The sequence below is a fragment of the Acinetobacter sp. 228 genome (assembly GCF_048147885.1).
Genome location: NZ_JAYWYV010000006.1, coordinates 1 through 20,788 on the forward strand (window position 1 = coordinate 1; position 20,788 = coordinate 20,788).

At 42.6% G+C, this 20,788-nt stretch carries 23 protein-coding genes; 10 read left to right on the plus strand and 13 right to left on the minus strand.

Translation table 11 applies throughout. The features are described 5' to 3' along the window. Nucleotides 1-132: 132 nt before the first annotated feature. Genes VXQ92_RS06215 through VXQ92_RS06225 form a run of 3 tightly spaced genes read right to left on the minus strand, consistent with a single transcriptional unit; the run spans nt 133 to nt 2,952 of the window. Nucleotides 133-1,212: a DUF6670 family protein gene (locus tag VXQ92_RS06215; protein WP_064094481.1), complete on the minus strand. Its 1,080-nt coding sequence runs from the start codon at nt 1,210-1,212 to the stop codon at nt 133-135. 23 nt (nt 1,213-1,235) lie between these two features. Further along, nucleotides 1,236-2,057, minus strand: coding sequence for a CDP-diacylglycerol--serine O-phosphatidyltransferase (gene pssA, locus VXQ92_RS06220; protein WP_064094482.1), 822 nt, complete (start codon nt 2,055-2,057; stop codon nt 1,236-1,238). A gap of 37 nt (nt 2,058-2,094) precedes the next feature. Then, nucleotides 2,095-2,952 (minus strand): 23S rRNA (adenine(2030)-N(6))-methyltransferase RlmJ, encoded by an 858-nt coding sequence (locus VXQ92_RS06225; protein WP_416680863.1) that lies wholly within the window; start codon nt 2,950-2,952, stop codon nt 2,095-2,097. A 116-nt stretch (nt 2,953-3,068) separates the two neighbouring features. On the opposite strand from VXQ92_RS06225, the gene VXQ92_RS06230 reads away from it, so the two are divergent. Both VXQ92_RS06230 and VXQ92_RS06235 read left to right on the plus strand, forming a co-directional pair. After that, nucleotides 3,069-3,671, plus strand: coding sequence for a 2OG-Fe(II) oxygenase (locus VXQ92_RS06230; protein WP_416680864.1), 603 nt, complete (start codon nt 3,069-3,071; stop codon nt 3,669-3,671). Between the two features lie 70 nt (nt 3,672-3,741). Continuing rightward, on the plus strand, nt 3,742-4,269 hold the full coding sequence (locus VXQ92_RS06235) for a hypothetical protein (protein WP_416680866.1): 528 nt from the start codon (nt 3,742-3,744) through the stop codon (nt 4,267-4,269). Between the two features lie 91 nt (nt 4,270-4,360). Here the strand turns inward: VXQ92_RS06235 and VXQ92_RS06240 are convergent, their stop codons facing one another. From VXQ92_RS06240 to VXQ92_RS06265, 6 genes are all read right to left on the minus strand, one after another. Then, a complete protein-coding gene (locus VXQ92_RS06240; protein WP_416680868.1) occupies nt 4,361-4,618 on the minus strand; it encodes a DUF2789 family protein in 258 nt (85 codons plus the stop codon). Nucleotides 4,619-4,733: 115 nt separating this feature from the next. Beyond that, on the minus strand, nt 4,734-4,988 hold the full coding sequence (locus tag VXQ92_RS06245; RefSeq protein ID WP_064094487.1) for a DUF2789 family protein: 255 nt from the start codon (nt 4,986-4,988) through the stop codon (nt 4,734-4,736). A gap of 48 nt (nt 4,989-5,036) precedes the next feature. Beyond that, the gene (locus VXQ92_RS06250) at nt 5,037-5,315 is read right to left on the minus strand and encodes a DUF2789 family protein (RefSeq protein ID WP_416680869.1); all 279 of its coding nucleotides are present in this window, start codon (nt 5,313-5,315) and stop codon (nt 5,037-5,039) included. A 172-nt stretch (nt 5,316-5,487) separates the two neighbouring features. After that, entirely contained in the window at nt 5,488-6,474 is a 987-nt protein-coding gene (locus VXQ92_RS06255) for a malate dehydrogenase (RefSeq protein ID WP_064094489.1), read from the minus strand. A gap of 173 nt (nt 6,475-6,647) precedes the next feature. Beyond that, complete coding sequence (locus VXQ92_RS06260) at nt 6,648-7,286, minus strand: ribonuclease I (protein ID WP_416680870.1); 639 nt, start codon at nt 7,284-7,286, stop codon at nt 6,648-6,650. Between the two features lie 32 nt (nt 7,287-7,318). Continuing rightward, entirely contained in the window at nt 7,319-9,253 is a 1,935-nt protein-coding gene (locus VXQ92_RS06265) for a lytic transglycosylase domain-containing protein (protein ID WP_171255299.1), read from the minus strand. A gap of 338 nt (nt 9,254-9,591) precedes the next feature. On the opposite strand from VXQ92_RS06265, the gene miaB reads away from it, so the two are divergent. From miaB to VXQ92_RS06285, 4 genes are all read left to right on the plus strand, one after another. Then, nucleotides 9,592-11,049 carry a tRNA (N6-isopentenyl adenosine(37)-C2)-methylthiotransferase MiaB gene (miaB, locus tag VXQ92_RS06270; protein WP_416680871.1) on the plus strand — a complete coding sequence of 486 codons (1,458 nt, stop codon included), beginning with the start codon at nt 9,592-9,594 and terminating at the stop codon, nt 11,047-11,049. A gap of 37 nt (nt 11,050-11,086) precedes the next feature. Beyond that, a complete protein-coding gene (locus VXQ92_RS06275) occupies nt 11,087-12,163 on the plus strand; it encodes a PhoH family protein (protein WP_064094493.1) in 1,077 nt (358 codons plus the stop codon). A 22-nt stretch (nt 12,164-12,185) separates the two neighbouring features. Further along, nucleotides 12,186-12,668 (plus strand): rRNA maturation RNase YbeY, encoded by a 483-nt coding sequence (gene ybeY, locus VXQ92_RS06280; RefSeq protein WP_416680873.1) that lies wholly within the window; start codon nt 12,186-12,188, stop codon nt 12,666-12,668. A 144-nt stretch (nt 12,669-12,812) separates the two neighbouring features. Next, complete coding sequence (locus VXQ92_RS06285) at nt 12,813-13,430, plus strand: DUF3841 domain-containing protein (RefSeq protein ID WP_416680875.1); 618 nt, start codon at nt 12,813-12,815, stop codon at nt 13,428-13,430. A gap of 4 nt (nt 13,431-13,434) precedes the next feature. Here VXQ92_RS06285 and VXQ92_RS06290 read toward each other — a convergent pair whose 3' ends face one another. Further along, nucleotides 13,435-14,292 (minus strand): energy transducer TonB, encoded by an 858-nt coding sequence (locus VXQ92_RS06290; protein WP_416680877.1) that lies wholly within the window; start codon nt 14,290-14,292, stop codon nt 13,435-13,437. Between the two features lie 264 nt (nt 14,293-14,556). Here VXQ92_RS06290 and VXQ92_RS06295 point away from each other — a divergent pair, with 264 nt between their 5' ends. The 3 genes from VXQ92_RS06295 to VXQ92_RS06305 all read left to right on the plus strand — a co-directional run bounded on the left by VXQ92_RS06295 (nt 14,557) and on the right by VXQ92_RS06305 (nt 16,781). Next, nucleotides 14,557-15,243 carry a hypothetical protein gene (locus VXQ92_RS06295; RefSeq protein ID WP_416680878.1) on the plus strand — a complete coding sequence of 229 codons (687 nt, stop codon included), beginning with the start codon at nt 14,557-14,559 and terminating at the stop codon, nt 15,241-15,243. Nucleotides 15,244-15,401: 158 nt separating this feature from the next. After that, nucleotides 15,402-16,115 carry a DUF3108 domain-containing protein gene (locus VXQ92_RS06300; RefSeq protein ID WP_064094496.1) on the plus strand — a complete coding sequence of 238 codons (714 nt, stop codon included), beginning with the start codon at nt 15,402-15,404 and terminating at the stop codon, nt 16,113-16,115. Between the two features lie 90 nt (nt 16,116-16,205). Further along, a complete protein-coding gene (locus tag VXQ92_RS06305; protein ID WP_064094497.1) occupies nt 16,206-16,781 on the plus strand; it encodes a xanthine phosphoribosyltransferase in 576 nt (191 codons plus the stop codon). A 312-nt stretch (nt 16,782-17,093) separates the two neighbouring features. Here the strand turns inward: VXQ92_RS06305 and VXQ92_RS06310 are convergent, their stop codons facing one another. The 3 genes from VXQ92_RS06310 to VXQ92_RS06320 form a co-directional block, all read right to left on the minus strand. Then, entirely contained in the window at nt 17,094-17,762 is a 669-nt protein-coding gene (locus VXQ92_RS06310) for a hypothetical protein (protein WP_416680879.1), read from the minus strand. Nucleotides 17,763-17,848: 86 nt separating this feature from the next. Next, nucleotides 17,849-19,027, minus strand: coding sequence for a CsgG/HfaB family protein (locus VXQ92_RS06315; RefSeq protein ID WP_416680950.1), 1,179 nt, complete (start codon nt 19,025-19,027; stop codon nt 17,849-17,851). 20 nt (nt 19,028-19,047) lie between these two features. Beyond that, nucleotides 19,048-19,440: a hypothetical protein gene (locus VXQ92_RS06320; RefSeq protein WP_416680951.1), complete on the minus strand. Its 393-nt coding sequence runs from the start codon at nt 19,438-19,440 to the stop codon at nt 19,048-19,050. Nucleotides 19,441-20,306: 866 nt separating this feature from the next. On the opposite strand from VXQ92_RS06320, the gene VXQ92_RS06325 reads away from it, so the two are divergent. Then, nucleotides 20,307-20,756, plus strand: coding sequence for a hypothetical protein (locus VXQ92_RS06325; protein WP_416680880.1), 450 nt, complete (start codon nt 20,307-20,309; stop codon nt 20,754-20,756). The last annotated feature ends 32 nt before the right edge of the window (nt 20,757-20,788 follow it).

Here is a 20,788-nt window from a genome sequence, read left to right on the forward strand (position 1 = left end):
GAAGTTTTAATCTTCATCACCGCCGATGGATGTGCATTCTACAGCATTTCACATCCCTTGCAACCCCATTTTTTAAATAATTCAATAAAAACCTAACGACTGTTTATTATTTCCGCAAAAACCACGCTTTTTTCATTTTTTTAGCATTATGGGGACAGAATTGGACAAATTACCTAGCAGTTTTTCAGTTTTATTCTGTTCTTGAAAACGTAAAGACCGGCAATCTATATATTCACAGTAGCCCCCTTCCCCATGCTCAGTTTCTCCATTAATGCTGACTTGGTAATTAAAGCTTCCTACATAACCAGCAGCGAGACCAAACTTGAAGTCTCCCCGACTTTGTCCTTGTAGCCAAATTTTCATGCCCTTGTCATCTTCATAACACCATTCAAATTCACGTGGCAGATACATTTTTTGCCCATTTGGTGTCATGACACTTGGATAAACCCGATGCACCTTAAAGTAGACTTTCTGGTCGAGCATCTGGTTGGTCATTTTTTTCAGGTCACGCAGATATATCCTGGATTGAATAATACTGTTTAGACCATCCCGAATTTGGACCAGCAATAATTGCCGCCCCTCTTTCAGATTAATAATTTGATAAGTTAAAAAAGCTAAAGGTAGATAGGGAAAATTGAAACTGCGCGCAAACTCAAAGCTCCCCAAACTTTCGATGAGATATTTCTGATCTTTATAATGTAAAGTGCCCTGACAATAACAAAGCAAAGACCAATGATCGGCCAAAGCAAAGCGCATTTGGGTAAAGTGCGAAATCAGATTGGTCGTATGAATACTGAGATCAAAGCTCAATTCCGAGTCAAAACGCTGTAAGCGAAAATGCGGAAAATCACCAGTCAGTTTTTCACGGTCTAAAAACTGAAAAAGACTATATTGAAATTTGCAATCCTTTTTGACTGAATAACGGTTCAAGTGCCCCGCCATATGCGGACTGGTACTACAGATTACCGTCACTGTGTCTAGTGCATTGGTTTGAATAGCACTCGGATTCGCCAGCATTGGTGCATTAGGTTGTCCGATAATACTCAGAAAATTCAGATAATGGAGCGGTGCCGGCAGATCCGGAAGTATCAGACCCTGATGAATAATTTTATATTTCTGGTTTGGCCCATGATAGGCAAGATTGTGCTGTGAAACAGCAGGAGTCTGATTTAGCTGTTTCGAACGATCTAAAAAATCTTGAAGAAACCGCATCTCAAACTCCTTATTTTATATTTTTATAAGGCGCTCTGTCTTTTTGCCATAAAGGTGGTGATAAACCCAGACAGGGCATAGATGATGGAAATCACTAAAATCCCCACAGGAATATTATAAGTGATCGCTGCAAAGATAAACACCGCAATCGGTAACACAAAAAATGGTACCCGTTTACGCTCTACAGTTTTAAATGAATAGTATTTGATATTGGAAATCATCAACAGCCCCACCGCAATAATGACCACGGCATTGATAACCTGAAGAGAGGGTTCACGAATATCAAAAATTTCTGGAAAATCCAGACCAACCCAGACCAGTGACACAATCATGAGGGCAGCCAGAGGACTTGCGACACCAATAAAATAACGTTTATCAACCACACCAATCTGCACATTAAAACGTGCCAGACGGAACGCAGCACAGGCAGTATAAACAAAACAGGCTGCCAGACCGATCCGGCCCAAATCGCTTAAGCCCCAGCTGTACATCAAGATGGCAGGCGCTACACCAAAAGCCAACATATCTGAAAGCGAGTCAAACTGCTCACCGAATGGACTTTGTGCACCAATAGCACGTGCTACGCGTCCATCTAGACCATCCAGTAATGCTGCAATAAAGATTGCATAAATAGCTTGCTGAAAATTACCATTCATACTGGCAATAATCGAGTAAAAACCTGCCAACAACGCGGCGGTTGTAATCAGGTTCGGCCATAGATAGATGCCTCGACGCTTAATTTTTTGCCCTTCCTGAGTATGTTCCTCTTCTTCCACCTCAAAGGTAATGCCATCAAAAGGCGCTTCAGTTGAAGAATCACGTTCCGGTTTGCTTATATTTGTCATTCTTGTCGATCCTAGCTATGACCTGATCTTTAAAAAATTATTCGCCTACTAACCAGCGAACTGCAGCATGACCGCCATTTTCACTCATGCGCAGATGCGGGAATAACCATTGTAGTGCTTCATCAGCATCTTCAGAAAATTTCCAAGGTGGGTTAATCACCAGTAAACCACAACCATTCAAGCCTACAGGCGTATCATCCGGCCATACACAGACTTCACAAATCAATTGACGACGGATACCGGTCTTGAACATTTTTTTCTCGAAACGTTCAATCATGGCACGGTCTTTAATTGGATACCAAACCGCGAATACACCTGTCGGCCATTTCTTATAAGCAGCAACCAGCAATTCCACCAACTGTGGAAAATCTTTACGCTCCAGCTCATACGGCGGATCGATCATCACCAAGCCACGTTTTTCTTTCGGTGGAATGACCGCTAACAGGCCTTCGTATGCATCACGTTCATGTAAACCTGCGCGCTTGTCAAAAATATTATGACGAAGCTGCTGAAACACATCACGCTGCATTTCGAAAATCGTTGCCTTATCTATCTCACGCATGCCTTCCAAGGCAAACCACGGCGAACCAGGATAAGCACCCTTACCAAAGTTTTCACGCATGTTTTCAACAATCTTCAAGTATTGTTGTACACCTTCAGGCGCATTACGCTTGATCGAATCATCGAGTTTAACCAGACGATGAATACCGTTCAAAAACTCACCTGATTTTTGCGCTTCGGCAGTCGATAAATCATATTTACCTGCACCACCATGTGTATCTACATAGCGATAAGGTTTGTCTTTTGCATTCAGTCGAGTCAACAACTGAAGCAATAAAACGTGCTTCATGACATCGGCAAAGTTGCCTGCGTGGTAAGAGTGACGGTAATTCATGTTTCATTAATTCCTAATATCAACATCTATTTTAACATGAAAAATAGTTTCGTTCAGGCACGATTCTTACCCTAAAATAACGAACCTTTTTTTACCCTATTGTCGAGAATTGAAAAATGGAAGCTGTTATTATCCCAGGGGATTGGAATGTTGATCAAATCTTAGATGATTTAGATCAACATGGCTTTAGTATTGTTGACGATGCTTACTCTAGCGAATATCAACATGCAGTGAGTCAAGAATGCTTAAGCCACTTAAACGAATTTCGTAATGCAGCCATTCAAAATGGCGTCGTTAACAATATCCGTAGTGATCATATTCTTTGGTTACAACCTGAATTTCAAATTTCCCACCTGCACATCCAGACTCTTCAACAATTTTCTCAAGTTTTAAACCGCGCGTTTTATTTAGGCATCAAAGATGTCGAAGCACATTTCGCTTGCTATAACGCGGGTGAGTTCTATGCCCTGCATCGTGACAATCCGCAAGGAAAAAATGGCCGGATGATTTCCAGTGTGTATTATCTGCATGAACATTGGCAGGCCGACTGGGGAGGTGAACTGCGCCTGCAGGATAAAAACAGCCAGTGGCATGTTATCCAGCCCCAGCCGAACCGGATGGCGTTGTTCCAGAGCGACCTATTACATGAAGTCTTGATCTCTAAACAGCAACGTCTGTCAATTACCGCCTGGCTCAGAAGTGATATGGCATTGCTCTAATACGGCCTGACGCTTTAAATTTTAATTTTGAGCCTCATATAGCCATTATTGAGAAATGAGGATTGCGTTGATGGGATTAACGACCAAACAGATTATTCAACGTCTGGGTGAAACTGACCAATTGTATTTAAAAGGCAATACGCCAGAATTAACGCTTGAACGTGCTGATCTTCGTTTACAACTGGTGACTTTGAGTGAATTGCGTCAGGAACAGCGACATTTCCTGCAAGAAGCCGTAGTGTTGCTGGAACAGGGCCGGATCGAATTTGAAGAAATGCCGCTGAGCATGTATATCAATCTATCTTTACATCTGGCCAAGGCTTATATGATGTTCTTTGAATTGACCAAAGAGCCGCATTTTGCCCTGATTACCCAGCAAATTCTAAAACCGATGGCTCGTTATGAACATGGCGATATTTATTTCTTTCTGGCCTATGCCAGCGCCAGTAAAAATGAGCCGGCCCTGACCCGCCACTGGTTAGGTAAGTACACCACCACTGCCGAGTTTGAACTGGAATTATTACAGCAGCATCCTGCTTTTAACGATTATCGTCAGCATGAATGGTTTAGCAAAATATTAAAAAGCAAAATGCATTAAGTAGTATTGCAAAAAACGCCTCTCATGAGGCGTTTTTTTATGGAAACAATATGATCTGATTGTAAAAAACAAGAAATCAAGAGAATAGTCATCATGCAGGCTGACGTCTATAAGCGTCCATGTGTAATTGCTGATTCAGCTCATCTACCCAGATTGCCCAGTCATCATCTTGTATCAGATGGCTAATCAATAAGGAGCGTTGGGCTTTGTTCCAAAACGGCGCATCGTGTAAAGAGAGACTCGCCGGCAGTTGATGAGTGCGTATATACAATTCAATAGCAGCAGGACTATTGGCAAGACCAAGCTGAGAAAACAGAAGTTCTAAGGATGGTGGGTTCTTTGTGAGCATCGCGCCCTCCTTATATCAGATAAATTGTAATTATTTATAGATCTAACTTATAAGATAGGGCAAAAAAAACCTAGTCATTTGACTAGGTTTGTTGTGTCTTTTTGTATAACAATGCTCAAGCACTCTGCTTGTCACTTTCCACGTGTAATAACTGATTTAGTTTATCAATAACAACAATCCACTCATCATCTTGATGCCAATGTTCACGCAGGAAGGCACTTTGCCCTTCACTCCAAAACTCTGCATCTGGTAATGCGACCTCAGAAGGCAATTGGTGAGTTTGGGTAAATTCGGTAATTGAGGCATCATCAGAAGGCAGGCCCAACTGTTCAAATAGCAATTCCAAAGTTAATTGTTGTTCCATAAGCATGAGTTGACTCCATTGTGGTGTTAAATTATGATCGCGTTCAAATTAGAATCAGGTTGATTTATGAGCAGGAATATCACAGGATCCTGAACCTTCTGCTTCGACGTGTAATTGTTCATTCAACACATCCACAAAAATGGCCCAGTCATCATCTTTCTTCCAGTGACCGATCAAGAAGTCATGCTGTGATTTACTCCAGAAAGGAGCTTTATGCAGTGGTACATCCATGCCAATTTGATGCGTACGAATGAATTCATCCATAGCCTCCGGGCTTGAATCCAGTCCTAGCTGCTCAAAAAAAAGTTCGAAGGTGGGGCGTTGCTCTAACATCGGACTAACCTCCGTTTTCTCTTTAATTTTGAATCTTGTTTCTACATTAGATTGCCTATGGCGAAAACTCAGTTGTCTCTCTTTCACAGCTTGTTATTTTTTGTTCATTAACGTAAGAGCAAAAAAAGCACCCCGGATGGAGTGCTTTTTTCTAACTTAGTTAAAAACTAAATTATTTAACCATGTCAGCAATTGCTGCACGTTCTTCTTCAAGCTCATTTAGCGTGAAGTTGATACGCTCACGGCTGAACTCGTCGATTTCAAGACCCTGAACGATCTTGTACTCGCCATTTTCACAAGTTACAGGGAAACCGAACATTACGCCTTCAGGGATACCATAAGAACCGTCAGAAGGAATACCCATAGTTACCCATTCGCCGTTTGTGCCAAGAGCCCAATCGCGCATATGATCGATTGCAGCGTTTGCAGCAGAAGCAGCAGAAGACAGACCACGTGCTTCGATGATCGCAGCACCACGTTTACCAACGGTTGGAAGGAATACATCTTTGTTCCATTCCGCATCGTTGATTTTGTCTTTCAAGCTTTCGCCGTTTACGTTAGCAAAACGGTAGTCAGCATACATAGTTGGAGAATGGTTACCCCAAACAGTCATGTTTTGGATGTCAGAAACTGCAACACCAGCTTTCTGAGCAAGTTGAGTCAACGCACGGTTGTGGTCAAGACGTAACATTGCTGTAAAGTTTTTCGCTGGAAGATCTGGAGCAGATTTCATTGCGATGTAAGCATTCGTGTTTGCAGGGTTACCTACAACAAGAACCTTAACGTCACGGCTAGCAACTTCATTCAGTGCCTGGCCTTGACCGATGAAGATTTCACCGTTTACTTTAAGAAGATCAGCACGTTCCATGCCTGGACCACGTGGACGTGAACCCACTAGAAGCGCGTAATCAGCATCTTTGAATGCAACTTTAGGATCATCAGTACCGATCATGCCTGCCAATAGCGGGAAAGCACAGTCGTCAAGTTCCATCATTACGCCTTTAAGCGCTTGTTGAGCTTTCTCAACAGGAATTTCTAATAATTGAAGAATAACTGGTTGGTCTTTACCAAGCATTTCACCGCTAGCGATACGGAATAATAGGCTGTAACCAATTTGACCAGCAGCGCCAGTAACGGCAACGCGAACAGGTTGCTTCATGTAATTATCTCCAATTGAGAGGATCGTCATAATAGATTAAATAGCTGTTCTATCTAATCTTAATAATCATAAACGGCAAAGATTGTACTCCAATCCTTTAGCAGATGCATATAAAAGAGGGAGGATTTCATCTAAAGTCTGATAGGAAATATAAATCAAATCGGCAAAAAAGCTCAGTATGTTCCTTTTATTGTGACAATTTTTGGACATGTATTAATAATGTTCGCTGGACAGGACTTGTAATTGCTGTTGGAACGGTAACAGACCTTGAGCGAAGTGAGTACGCTGGCTGACTGTACCTGCTGGCAGTTAAATCTCAAAGCATTGCTTGGTAATTGCGGGTTAATTTTCAGGAATTTAGCACGCAACGTATCCACAGAAATCGTAATATTTTCCTGTTCAGTCAGTTCCTCTGGCACTTTTAGCCGGTCTGCATAATTAATGATTGTCCGGAAATACTGACTGGCATTCATCGGCACACAGCCACCGACATTGCGCCATAAAATGGCACGGGTATTGTCATCCGGCATAATTCTGGCTACCACTTTGGCCTGAAGTGGTGAAAGTTTCGCAGAACTGTGGGTTGTGCAGTTTTGCGAGGTGGTCTGAGGATACAAGCCGGAGATACTCAGCGAATAACCTTCCAGACATTTTCGTTTCTTAGCATATTCCGGATACAGACCACAGAAAGCCGGAACCATTTGTACATCCATGACATATTCTGTCGGTGCAGCAAATGCTGCCGAGCTGCCAGCCAAAACCACAAGCGCAGCCGATCCCGTCCAGACTTGACGATCCTTCATTATTTTCATGAATAAATCACTATCCCCCAATAATTTTAATCTTATTGTGTGTTGCGCAATGGAATCAGCTGCATGCGCTTGCTCACCGACTGCGCTCCTTGTCCTAACAAAATACCGTAATGCGTGGCATTGGTCATAACATGTTTCACATAATCTCGGGTTTCGAGTAAAGGAATACTTTCCGTATATTGATCTGCGGGCATTCCCTGAAACTCGGGCTGCCAACGGCGAGCACGGTTTGGACCGGCATTATAGCCTGCGGTTGCCAGAACCGGATTATCACTGAGCTGACGCTGGATCGTAGATAAATAGAAAGTACCGTAACGAACATTGGTATTCATATCGGTGAGTGCTGCCGGATTATAGGCTTCACCCATTTGACGCGCTACGAGCTTGGCTGTATCTGGCATAATCTGCATCAGACCACCCGCGCCCACATGCGAACGTGCCGTCGTATTAAAACGGCTTTCCTGACGCATCAAGCCATAGGCCCAAGCCGGATCTATACCGGCATTGCGGCTATGACTGACCACGTAGTTCTGATGCGGCATTGGATAACGATAATTGTAGTTATGTTTGCTCAGGGTGCGGTCGGCAGCATAAATGGCCCGATCATACCAGCCCATATCCATGGCACGTTTTGCGGCGGCCAGCAATAGATCATCGTCTTTTTTCAGATAAGCCTGGCGCACTGCCCAGTTCCATTCACGGTTAATGTAGTTATCCGGTGCACTGATATTACGTAAGGTGAAAGCACGGCGGAAATGAATATCCTGATTCAAGCGCTGCATAGCCTGATTGGAAGGCTGTACCGGATTTGGTGTACTTGCAGTCACCTGCCCCAGCCTGTCGCGTGCCAGAAGGTTATGATAGTCATCCCCCGTTGCCAATTTGCGATAAATACTTTCTGCTGCCTGTTTTGATGCACGATCCGAGCGCTGTTCGCTGGCACGTGCCAGCCAGTATTGCCAGCGGTCCTCCTCCTTCTGGTTGACGCTCATATTGTCTATGGCACGAATCAGGCTTTCCCAGGCACCAAAACGAATTGCCTGACGTGCATAAATTTCGGCCTCTTCCGGACTAAATGGCAGACCATAGCTGGCATCAAAGGCATTCAACACTTCACGATTGAAGTTGTTTTTCATGACTGTGGTGCCACCGATGTAACCTACAGTTCGGTATAAGGCACGTTGTACCTGTATGGGGGTACCTTCCGCAGTCCGCTTTACAATCGACAAGGCCGAGTCCAAATCACTGTCTGCCAGACGTCCCAGCGCATAAATCAGATAGGCATGCTCTGCTGCAGTACTTTTAGGCGCAGACCATAAATAATTGGTGGGATTGGCCTGAATCGAATTCAGTTGAGCCAGTGACAGATTCAAACCAATGCCTTGTGCAGTTGCAATCGCCTGCCCTGACTGTCCGGCACGCAGTTGAACCCATAGTCGCTGCTGGCGGTCCTCTGTGGTCATCAGTGGGCTGAAAAGCATCATCCGGCCCAAACCGGTACAAGACTCTGGCTGACTGTTGGTGGTTAGCCAGACATCTTTAAACTCGGCATAAACCAGCTGATCGCCACTTTTGGCACGTACTTGTGCCACTGCACAGGCTTCGGCAGGGTCCGCATTGGTCACATAAGGCAATACCGGCTGAGCATTGCCAAAGTCTGCCATTTTTACTTTTTCTTCGACATAATCCGCTGCCAGCTTTTCGGCCATGGCAGATTGAGGATAACGTTGTACAAAACTGATGATCTGGCTAACAGGCTGCATGGCAAGATTCTGGTTTAAAATCCAGTATTCCGGATAATAGCCCAAGACGTCATTCTGCATGGATAGACGGTATTGCTGTAACAGTTCAGTATTGCCTGCATTGGCTGCACGCAAAGCATCATTAAATTGTTCTTCTGCTGCCTGTGTACTTGCTGAACAGATACACGCCACACTTAAAGTAATTAATTTATAGTATTTATTCATAGTTTTAGTGTGTTTCAACATCCCTTTGCCTTCTATCTATCATCGATTTTGTGCCTAGCCTGTGTTGCATATCATAAGAGGTAGTTGGAATATTATAACCAACTCTATTGTTCAGTTATGTAACCTTATGATTCAGCAATATTAATGTACAGACAATTTTTGTCCATAAATCAATATTTTTCCCCAGTTAATTTAGTCTATAAGTTTAAGCGACTTTCCTGCTAAAATATGCGCCTTTCCAAGATTTTAGTCCGTGAATTGAATTTTTATTCACCTGTTTGATGCTTCACTCAGGCTGTTCGTTCACTCTTTCAACGTATTACCTTGTAGGAGCCTACATGACGGTTCAAACCTTCATTCCGAATGGTGCCCAAGCTGCCTCAGAAAACACTGTTACCCAGCCAGCGCACACCCCAGCCAATGATGCTTCAGTCAAGAAACTGTACATCGAAACGCAAGGGTGTCAGATGAATGAGTACGACAGTCACCGTATGGCAGACCTGTTAGGCGATTCTCATGGCTATGTGCTGACCACTGATCCTAAAGAAGCAGATATTCTGCTGATGAATACCTGCTCGATTCGTGAGAAGGCACAGGAAAAAGTCTTCTCCGAGCTGGGCCGCTGGCGCAAACTAAAGGATAAAAATCCTGACCTGATTATTGGTGTCGGTGGCTGTGTGGCATCTCAGGAAGGCGACAACATCCAGAAACGTGCCAATTATGTAGATATGATTTTTGGTCCACAAACGCTGCACCGTTTACCACAAATGCTGGACCAGCATTTTGAGCAGATTGAAAAGCCTAAAAAAGAAAAAATCAAACTGGTGGATATTTCCTTCCCCGATATCGAGAAATTCGACTTTCTGCCAGAACCGCGTGTTGAAGGCTATAAAGCTTTTGTCTCGATCATGGAAGGCTGTTCCAAATACTGTTCTTTCTGCGTGGTGCCGTATACCCGTGGTGAGGAGGTTTCTCGCCCACTGGATGATGTCCTGGCTGAAATTGCAGGTCTGGCAGAAAAAGGCGTGCGTGAAATTTCGCTTTTGGGTCAGAACGTAAATGGCTACCGGGGTGAAACCTTCGAAGGCAATATCTGTACTTTTGCCGATTTGCTGCGTTTGGTTGCAGACATTCCGGGTATTGGCCGGATCCGTTATACCACCTCGCATCCCCTCGAATTTAATGACGACCTGATCCAGTGCTATCGTGACCTGCCACAAATGGTTTCACACCTGCATTTGCCGGTACAAAGCGGTTCCAATGATGTCCTTAAGGCGATGAAGCGCAACCATACGATTGATGTCTATATCGAGAAGATTAAAAAGTTACGTGCAGTTCGCCCAGATATGCATTTATCTTCAGACTTTATCATTGGTTTTCCGGGTGAAACTGATGAAAACTTTGAAGAGACTTATCAGTTTATTCAGGATCTGGATTTCGACCATTCTTATAGTTTTATCTATTCAAAACGTCCAGGCACACCGGCTGCAGAACTGGAAGATACAATACCTGAAAATGTCAAAAAAGAACGTCTGGCCAAGGTTCAGCAATGGATTAAGCGTTCAAGCATTGACAAGACGGATGCCATGCTCGGGACCATTCAGCGGGTCCTCATCGAAAAAGTTTCTGATAAAGATCCGAATATTCTGGTCGGTACGGCAGACAATACCCGTTATGTTAACTTTATTGGTGATGCTACGTGGGTCGGCCGCTTTGCCGAGATCGAAATTACCGAAATTAAAACTTTGAATTTAGTTTATGGTGAACTCTTGAATCTTGAGCCTGACGTGGCGTAATGTAGAGCATATAACGCACACTTCATAAGGAACACTCTTGACTGCAGCGATCCGACGTACAGTAGCTTTTCCGGGTATTTCAATGGACCGTATACAAGCCATGTTAGGCGCCTATAACGGTCACTTGAAGCAAATTGAACAACGTTTAGACGTTAAAATCTCCCATCGTGGAGAGAGTTTTATTGTTGATGGTGAAATCGATGCCGTTGAGAGAGCCGAAATGCTCTTGCAGCGTCTTCATGAGGAATCTGAACATATTCAGCCAATTAGTGCAGATACTTTACATTTGATGATTCAGGGCAGTCAGACTGATCGCGAGCTTCAGCAAGATCTGGATGACCAGGAACATACGGGACTGGACAATGTCTGGCTGCAAACCCGTAAAGGCCGGATCAATCCGCGTGGTGCCAACCAGAAACGTTATGTACAACGCATTCTGCAAAGTGATATTTCTTTTGGTATTGGTCCTGCCGGTACAGGTAAAACCTATCTCGCCGTTGCGGCTGCCGTGGACATGCTGGAGCGCAATGAAATCCAGCGTATCTTGTTGGTTCGTCCTGCAGTTGAAGCTGGTGAAAAACTTGGTTTCTTGCCGGGAGATTTAACCCAGAAAATCGATCCTTATTTACGTCCATTGTATGACGCGCTGTATGAAATGCTCGGCTTTGAAAAAGTGGCCAAGCTGATCGAACGTCAGGTGATTGAAGTCGCTCCGCTTGCTTATATGCGTGGCCGTACCCTGAATCATTCTTTCGTGATTCTGGATGAAGCGCAGAACACCACCCCAGAACAGATGAAGATGTTCTTGACCCGTTTAGGTTTTGGCTCACGTGCCGTGATTACCGGCGACGTAACTCAGGTGGATTTACCGCGGGGTCAACAATCTGGTCTGTCACATGCCTTACGTGTGATTGATAAAATTCCTGAAATTCATATCACCCGCTTCCATTCGCGTGATGTGGTACGTCATCAGCTGGTACAGAAAATTGTCGAAGCCTACGAAGGCTGGGACAGTGAACAGCAGCGCTTAAGTGCTGAAGCACGTGCCGAACGAAAAGCACGTCAGGATGCCTTGATCGCTGAAAATGATGCTGCGGCAGACGCACAGCATTAAGCTTTAAAATTAAGGATTTGTGTTGAAACTTAGTCTTTCCTTGCAACAGGACTTTCAGTCGCCTGAACTGGTACTGAAGCGGGCCTATATTAAAAAAGTTGTAGAAACCACTTTACGTCATATCGGCACTCAGAGTAATTGCGAAATCGGAATTGCCTGTGTTGATAATGACGAAAGTCATAAACTAAATCTGGAATATCGAGGCAAGGACAAACCGACCAATGTCCTGTCTTTCCCGAGTGAACTTCCAGATGAAATGGCGCAGTTTCTGGATGCATTTCCAATCGGCGATCTGGTGATCTGTATTCCTGTAGTACTGGCGGAAGCGCTGGAACAGCAAAAAGTACCCTTGACGCATTTCACCCATATGCTGGTTCATGGCACTTTGCACCTGATGGGCTATGACCATGAGACCTCGGATGAAGATGCCGAAGAAATGGAAAGCATTGAAATTGAGATTTTAGCCAAGCTGGGTTTTGAAAACCCTTATCTGGAACAAAACTAAAATATCTAAATAAAAAAGCGGGCTGAGGCTCGCTTTTTTATTTTCTGTTATGCCAATACTGGGCTTGAACTGTCTTATATTTCCTTATAATAAAGATGATATAAAGCACCTGCATCTTAAACAGTTAAAATTAGAAGATTTTTTATGACCACTTCTCATAAAGTGACTTTATGGACAATACAACATATAAATTTTTATAGAAAACTTCTTAAAGAAAAAATGATTTATGCCTCTTTTAGACCTGAAATTGAATCAGAGTTCATACCAGGCTATAACTGGCTGATGACACAAATGGAAATAAAAATTGGTCAAAAACCCTCTCATACCCACTATCCAATCTGGGCCTGGTATCAATGGAATGGAATTAAACAGGCCAGACCCGATTTAAGATATTCCTCTCATCTATATAAAGGAACTCATGGGGTTCGCCTTACCATCCAGAAAGATATACGCGATATTCTGCTATCAGATTTCGAACTATGGCATTCCCCTTTTTATTATAAAGATTATATTGCTAGCAATCATTTACAAGAGGAGCTATTCGAACAAAAATTAAAAAAACAGAATTTGGAGAATATTCGCTTTGAGCAACTTCCTCCTCATTTGAAAAAAGAAATTGAACAAAGCTGGCAACTCATTTTTGATATAAATAAAAGTGCTCCGAACTACCTGAATGATATAAATACTAAAAGTATTCAAGCGACCTTTTGGTCTTTAAATTTAGATGAAGTCATGAAAGTTGAAGAATTCATTGCCAGATGACTCGTCAACGCACTTCAAACTCTGCTTCAGCCGGATCAAATCGCCAGGTACGAATCACCCGCAGTTCGGAAATTTCTTTCATTTTACTGTCGAAAGTACCAAATGGTGCTGCCTTACGCACGGAAGCTTTGGCTGCTTCATCCAGCATGGCATGTCCTGAACTGTCAATCAGCCGAATGGCACGAATTCCGCCATTCTGGTTCAAGATCACCATCAGCCGCACTTCCCCTGCCAGATTCTGTTGTTTGGCGGCTTCCGGATAATAACGGTTCCCATAGAACTCCACTTTCTCGCGAAACTTTTCCAGATAAGCGGCCGAAACATCCTGCTTGGCCTGAATCCCATCTACAGTTTTAATTTTTTGCTGACGACTGAAATTTTGTTGACGCTGTAAATATTGCGCTTCCAGACTGGCGACCATGGTCGCTTTGGCCTGAAACTGGCTTTGTAATTGCTCCTGCATTTTTTTACGCTGATTTTCCTCCGCCTGCTTTTGCCAGCTCAAAGTAGTCATCAGGACTTTTTCTTCAAAACTGAGCTGTTGTTGCTGTTGCAGCATATCCAGACTTTTTTGCAGCTCTTCCCCGGCCTGCTGTTCCATTAATGGCGATGGCATATCACTCGACATGCGATGCGCCTCTCTAAACTGACCGGAACCCTGCTGATCTGCCTGGGCCAGAAAATCGGCATGTTCAATTTTTTGATCAGTCTGGCGCAAGCTGACCGCGATTTCCTTGGTGCTGGTATCCAGATCTTGCGGCATACCAAATTCCAGTGTCAGCACGATCAAATGCAGCATGGCTGCGGCGAGTACCGCACTGCTAAACACTCGATCTTTCCACCAAGTTCTGACCAGAGGCATGAGTATCATCGTTTTTTCACATTTACCCAAACTCAGTGCTGAGTTCAGTTCCCCAAAAAAAGTATTTTAAAGACCAAAAAGAAACAGATTGGACATTTATCTTTTTAAAATGCCAAATCCATCAAATCTTCAACGTTACATAACTAAAACTATAAAAATGGTGCTATTTATTTTGCTAAACTTCAAGCATGAATACTTGTATTTTTCATACAATTCGACAAGATACATTCCGTGTTAAAAATAAAGTTGCCAGGACGCTTCAATATGCAAACGCTAATTGCGAATATTTCCAACCGAATCCGCCAAGTGTACCAGAGGGCGGAAGGATTTATTGAAGATGAGCGTGAATTTCCCTTATCTCAAGTCTTCCTGAATGCAACTTTTCAGCGTTTTGTGACAGATAATGTCGATGCCTTGAAAGACTTACATGCGGATTTGCATGATGACTGGCTACGTTTGTATGCAACACTGGATTATAAAGGCCTGATTGTTACTTTATCGGTTGATTTGAAACTGGTACAGATGGAGCTGAATAAAACCACGCAGTTAATCGTGTTCGAGCAGATTAGTGATACCCAGCTGATCGAAGCTAAATATCCAAATGTACTGTATAAACTGGGCGTGCGTTTTGGCCTGTTCTTTTATCAACGTGTCCTAAATAAAGACCCCTTAGGCATGATCCTAGAAAAACTGGGCGTGATCAAAGTTATCGATGACCTGCTTTATCTAGATTTGAATCGCTGGTTAGGCAAAAGCCGCTCTGTCATTGATACCTTGGGCAAAGTCCACGTCAATCACGCTGTGCTTCGCGAAGCTGAACTGGTGGTGATTGGCAATGTCAATCTTGCAGCCCTGTTTAGAAAACTCTCTCAAGACCAGCAAGAGCAATGGGATGAAAATGAAATGGACGACAACCGGATCACACCCATCAAACAGAAAGATTCCTCTTAAATCGTGCCATCTCTAGTTTTTGAACAAAAGTTCCATAAAACTACATGAAATATACATTTTTGGCAGATACATCCATCCAATTTCCATCTTTTACCGAAATAATAAGGATGCAAGAAGTAATATGTTTTGCCCGTTGAACCAATATAGGAAAATAACTGATGGCGAAGACTGTATTCAAAACTTTAGTGATGACCACGGGTCTGGGCAGTGCAATACTGTTCACTGGTATTTCTAGCCAGGCTTTTGCCATGACTCCTTTCCAGGCCAGTTATCAATTCAGCTATAACGGCAAGAATATGGGTTCTGCAACACGGACTTTAAGTAAATCTGGCAATAACTGGACTTATGTTTTTGCAGCAAAAGCAGGTGGTGTAGCCTCGGCAACCGAAACCAGCCGTTTTACCTTCAATAATGGCAAGATCGGTTCTAGCAGTTTCAGTCGCAGCAGTAAGATTCTGGTGCATAACAACACCATGAGTATTAATTTTAATCCTTCCAGCAAAACTATCAGTACCAGAAAAGATGACGAAAAGCGCTCTTTTGCCTGGAGACCAGATGTTCTGGATGAACTGAATGCAGAACTGCAGATTCGTGAAGATCTGAAAAACTCAGGCCTGAAAGCCAATTACTATATTGCCGATGCCAAAGAAGTTGAAGGCCGTAAGTTCGTAAAACAGGGTTCAGAGACGGTGAATACCAAATATGGTTCTTTCAATACCATTAAAGTGGTGATGAAACATAGCAAACCAGGTCGTGAAACCATTTTCTGGCTGGCACCAAAGCTTGATTATCTTCCAGTCAAAGTTTCGCATGTAGACAAGAAAACCTCTTATGGTTTGCTGTTAACTGATTATAAAGGTGCAAGCAACTAAGATTTTTTGGTGAATTTCGCTTGATTTTTTCCGGGTGCTTTTTACAATACGCTTTTGCTTTAAAAAGCACCTGCTCTTGAGGATTCTCCCGTGCATGCACTAGAACAGAAAATCTTGGCCGAAGGCATCGTTCTTTCTGAAGAAGTTTTGAAAGTAGATTCTTTCTTAAACCATCAGATCGACCCAGTCATGATGCAGCAGATTGGTCAGGAATTTGCCCGTCTGTTTAAGGATGCTGGTATCACCAAAATTATTACGATTGAAGCATCAGGTATTGCACCTGCAGTAATGGCAGGTTTAGAACTTGGTGTACCTGTAATCTTTGCACGTAAATACCAGTCTCTTACCCTGAAAGATGATTTATACCGCTCGAAAGTCTTTTCATTTACCAAACAGACTGAAAGTACCATTGCGATTTCAAATAAACACATCAGCTCTACTGATAAAGTTTTAGTAATCGATGACTTCTTGGCCAATGGCCAGGCAGCACTTGGGTTGGCTGATCTGATTCATCAGGCAAATGCAGAAGTGGTCGGTATTGGTATCGTGATTGAAAAATCATTCCAGCCAGGTCGTGAGCTGCTGCTTGAAAAAGGCTACCGTGTCGAATCACTCGCACGCGTGAAATCTTTAGCCAATGGTACAGTTGAATTTGTTCGTGACTAAGTTTTGCCAGTAAATTTCTGAAAGGGCGCTGAGGCGCTCTTTTTTTATATACGGTCTTTGCACGTGTTTGCTACTTTATAAATTTGGGTCATCATTTTCACTATATCCAGCTTGAACAAGCCAGCTCCAGTTTTCTGATCCAAGAACCGGATCATGCTTAACTTAGCCTAGTGATTAAGCTGTCCTGGAACAGATTAATTTTCCCATCCGACGAATAAACAACAATTTATTTTAGTGTTATTATAGAATAAGAATAAAGAGGCCTAACTATCTGCCAATAGTTAGACCCCCGTGTTCTAGGTGAAATTAGAATTATTTCACGGTCACAGTGATACTGCCGGTGTTCACAGCACCCATAGCAGTCGTTTTGATGCTATTGTTGATAGAAGATTCTGTCCCGCCTGTAAGCACATCTACAGAGGCGTTAACAGCGCCTGCATTATAGGCAATGTTCGCTACACTATAATTGCTTAAAGTCTGGTTAATTTCTTCACTATAGTTAGTGCTTAGTGAAGAACTTACAGTTTCTGAGACGTCTGAACTATCCGCAACTTCAGTTAGCTCCTCTAGAGTTTCAGAATTATTCATTGCACTGGTTGCTTCGCTAAAGTCATAGTTAGACGTTTCGTCTGATACGTTTGATACAACCTTGTTGAAGTTACCCTGTTCGATACTGATACTACCAGTATTGGCAGCACCCATCGCAGTAGTTTCAATACTACCCTCAATTGAACCAACCGCGTCTGCAACCTCTCTTGTAGCAGTCGCTGTTGCATCTAAAGTGACACTTGCATCAACATCAGCAGTATTCACTGCCAGGTTCAGCGCAGAGCCATTTTCTACTTGTTGGGAAATAGAGTCCAAAGTAGCCTGTAAACCACTATTTATCTCTACATTTGTATCACCGTCAGCTGCATAGGCCATACCTGCGCCAGATAGTAACGTGACGGATAAAGCTAGTGTTTTGATCGTGTTATTCATCGTTATTCTTCCTACTTTTGTTTTAAAGTACCTCTCGCCCGGTACTTTTTTTTAATCAAGGGAGCGAGCCCGTCGTTACTGACCAGTTAATCCCGTTGAGAGCTGGACCAGTAATTTTCTACAACTTCTGGATTGACATCCCATAAGCTGGATGACTTCTCCTCGTCTTTTTCTTTGTCAGCTTTTTCTTGACTATCTTTTTTGTCATTCACTTTACCTGTTGAAGATGACCGCTTGCTCTTGCCGATATATTTAATCAGCTCCTCTTTGCTCATTTCCGGCTCCGCTTCAGGATTCTGAATCACTTCAGACTCTTTGTTTTTGGGTGCCTTGGTATCTTTACTCGGTGTATTGGTGGATTTATTTTTTTGATTTGAGGATTCCGTTTGAGACGGAACTGATGTTTGAGCCGTACTATTCAAATCCGGATTTTTTTGTTGCTGGTTTTTCTTGTATTTATGCAAAGCGACAGAACTGCGGGTTAAGTTCAACTGGCCGAATTCAGGCGGTATCTGTGCACGACAGCTTTCAAATACTGCTGGTGGTACCACCTGGCTAAGCAGCTCAAAAGTTGCCAGATTCAGCATTTGGCGCAAGGCAAAATTGGTAGCCTCCCGCTCTCCCTTTCCGATCTGAATATTTAATAGCGTACGTCCGGCAAATCTACCTGCACCGATTCCATAATCCTGTGCAGCAATCTGTTTCTGTAGCGAGACATTGCCCACGACCCTACTGCTGCGTGTATCGGTAAGAGATAAATCCAGACCAACCATAATCCGGGTTTGACTATAGTTCGGGCCAACGCCTGCGATCTGCATGTCAAAACCACCTCCTGGAATAAAATCCAGACTGTTAATACTGCCGGTAACATAATAATCAGATGCCTGAATCTGCTTGGGGTCACGAATCCCCCATTTGGCCTCACTTTCAATAATCCGGGGATCTCGCCGGTTCATCAAACTGACGCCCGCCTGAAACAGAGCGGACTGCACCATGTCTCCCGCGCCCTGGGTCACCATTTTTCCGCTACCGCCATTGGTAACTACATCTTTACCGGTCTGGTCGAGAATTGCGCCCACAGAAAAACTGACATCACTACGTAATTGCCCTTTCAGGCAGGACAAGGCCATATCAAAAGGGGTGAAAATATCGGTGATCGGTGGACCTTGTACCAGTTTGACAGGCTTTTTATTGGAAGGCGCCAAGCCCGTACAGCCTGTAAGCAAAGAGCTGAAAAGAACTGTAACACTCACCCCGCATATCATTTTCCTGCTTAAGGGAGAACTTAGCATGATGACTCCCCCTTCTGATTACTTAAATTAGGACATTTCGGCTGATTTTGACTGGGCTGATTTTGACTGGTATTTGAACTGACCGGGGCTTCATTCAACAGTTCACTTTTGATGTCTACGGTGTTGCCGGAACCATCGACATTAATGTTGTTGGTTGGGGTATTGACCGTACCGATAGAACTTGTAGAGGTGCTGTAGATCGTGGTTTTGCCTAATCCGGAATAATAATCTGACTCCTTAAGCTCAATCAGGTTTGCTTGGACCAGGTTTTCAGCGGAACGGTTACTTGAGGGTTTCCAACGCTGACTCCACTCATCAGAGGTTGCATATGCATTGTTTATAAAACATAAACAAATTAAACCCATATTGATCAATAGTATTCGCACCATATTAATATCCTCTGACCCAAGATGCTTATTCATTTTTTAATTTAGTAATATCTAATTTATCTGACAAAATATTAAATCACATAAAAATTTAAAATATACCCTTTATCTATCTCTATCTTTTTTTTACTTATTATTACGATTTATCTTTTTGTTTTTATTTAATAAATATAGCTTTGTATCCAGTTTGTGATTTGTAAGAAAACATTATAAAAACAATTTTCACATATCGAATTTATTTAAAAAACTTTATTTAAATAATATTTTTTTAATCTTAAAAATAATAAAAAAATCCTCTTATAAATTCCGAAATTAATATTTTAAAATTACTTTAAATACCATAAATTTTGATTTTATTAGAGATTCTAAACAATTGTGACATATTTCATCTATTATTTAATATACGATTAATAGATCACACTTTGGATTATTTATAAGGAAAGCTCTCAATAACTGCACCTTTTAGAGGCAATCCCTTAAACCGAAGATCTCTGCTTTCTTCTCTCGAATTTCCTTCCCCTCAACAGGCTTCAAAGCCACCCGTCTTTGGCAATAACTCAGCTAATCTTGTCTATAGAATAGAAAGTAATAAAGAGCAGCTGATCCGACCATCTGGTAGTTTTTATAGCTTCAAATAAACATAGCGTGTGTGTCCAAAAAGGATTAGACCGAAATTATTTACAGCTGAAATACAATGTTTTAGCTTTAATTCAACTAGAATCAGTCAGGTAGAAGCTTTTCCCATAATAGATGTCAAAAAACCATACTAAACATCGTATGACCCGAATAACTGTTTGGGAGAAGACAATCTCAGATCATCTATGAGCTTAAGCAAAGCAAATATCAATTGTTGATGGAACAAACCTATGCAATGTCCTAAATGTGGCTCAACAAACATTGAACAACGCAATCATGAACAGAATTTAAAGAAAATTGGCGGCATTCTCATGAGTTCAGCCGGCGCAACTGCGGGAACAGTAGGTGGCGCTGCTTCGGGTGCTTCCATTGGTGCTGCAATTGGTACTGTAGCCGGACCTTTAGGCGTGATTGTGGGTGGAACAGTGGGTACTTTCGTAGGTGCGATCAGTGTGGGCATTACCGGAGGAGTGGTGGGTAATTTTCTGGGGAAAAAAGCCGGGATTTCCGTTGACCGCAATGTGTTTCAGGATTATCAATGTCTGAAATGCAAATACAGATTTAGCCAAAAAGATCAAAAAGATCAAAAAGATCAAAAAGATCAAAAAGATCAAAAAGATCAAAAAGATCAAAAAGATAAAAAAGATCAAAAAGATCAAAAAGATCAAAAAGAAGCTTAATATAATTGAGGAAATGAAGTGAGTACTTCATT

Coding starts and splice junctions, on each gene's coding strand:
- VXQ92_RS06265 (WP_171255299.1), bottom strand. CDS start 9,253: ATGAATAAATACTATAAATTAATTACTTTAAGTGTGGCGTGTATCTGT.
- VXQ92_RS06255 (WP_064094489.1), bottom strand. CDS start 6,474: ATGAAGCAACCTGTTCGCGTTGCCGTTACTGGCGCTGCTGGTCAAATT.
- VXQ92_RS06225 (WP_416680863.1), bottom strand. CDS start 2,952: ATGAATTACCGTCACTCTTACCACGCAGGCAACTTTGCCGATGTCATG.
- VXQ92_RS06260 (WP_416680870.1), bottom strand. CDS start 7,286: ATGAAAATAATGAAGGATCGTCAAGTCTGGACGGGATCGGCTGCGCTT.
- VXQ92_RS06325 (WP_416680880.1), top strand. CDS start 20,307: ATGCAATGTCCTAAATGTGGCTCAACAAACATTGAACAACGCAATCAT.
- VXQ92_RS06300 (WP_064094496.1), top strand. CDS start 15,402: ATGGCGAAGACTGTATTCAAAACTTTAGTGATGACCACGGGTCTGGGC.
- VXQ92_RS06310 (WP_416680879.1), bottom strand. CDS start 17,762: ATGAATAACACGATCAAAACACTAGCTTTATCCGTCACGTTACTATCT.
- VXQ92_RS06285 (WP_416680875.1), top strand. CDS start 12,813: ATGACCACTTCTCATAAAGTGACTTTATGGACAATACAACATATAAAT.
- VXQ92_RS06215 (WP_064094481.1), bottom strand. CDS start 1,212: ATGCGGTTTCTTCAAGATTTTTTAGATCGTTCGAAACAGCTAAATCAG.
- VXQ92_RS06240 (WP_416680868.1), bottom strand. CDS start 4,618: ATGCTCACAAAGAACCCACCATCCTTAGAACTTCTGTTTTCTCAGCTT.
- VXQ92_RS06290 (WP_416680877.1), bottom strand. CDS start 14,292: ATGCCTCTGGTCAGAACTTGGTGGAAAGATCGAGTGTTTAGCAGTGCG.
- VXQ92_RS06245 (WP_064094487.1), bottom strand. CDS start 4,988: ATGCTTATGGAACAACAATTAACTTTGGAATTGCTATTTGAACAGTTG.
- VXQ92_RS06230 (WP_416680864.1), top strand. CDS start 3,069: ATGGAAGCTGTTATTATCCCAGGGGATTGGAATGTTGATCAAATCTTA.
- VXQ92_RS06315 (WP_416680950.1), bottom strand. CDS start 19,027: ATGATATGCGGGGTGAGTGTTACAGTTCTTTTCAGCTCTTTGCTTACA.
- VXQ92_RS06295 (WP_416680878.1), top strand. CDS start 14,557: ATGCAAACGCTAATTGCGAATATTTCCAACCGAATCCGCCAAGTGTAC.
- VXQ92_RS06250 (WP_416680869.1), bottom strand. CDS start 5,315: ATGTTAGAGCAACGCCCCACCTTCGAACTTTTTTTTGAGCAGCTAGGA.
- miaB (WP_416680871.1), top strand. CDS start 9,592: ATGACGGTTCAAACCTTCATTCCGAATGGTGCCCAAGCTGCCTCAGAA.
- pssA (WP_064094482.1), bottom strand. CDS start 2,057: ATGACAAATATAAGCAAACCGGAACGTGATTCTTCAACTGAAGCGCCT.
- VXQ92_RS06235 (WP_416680866.1), top strand. CDS start 3,742: ATGGGATTAACGACCAAACAGATTATTCAACGTCTGGGTGAAACTGAC.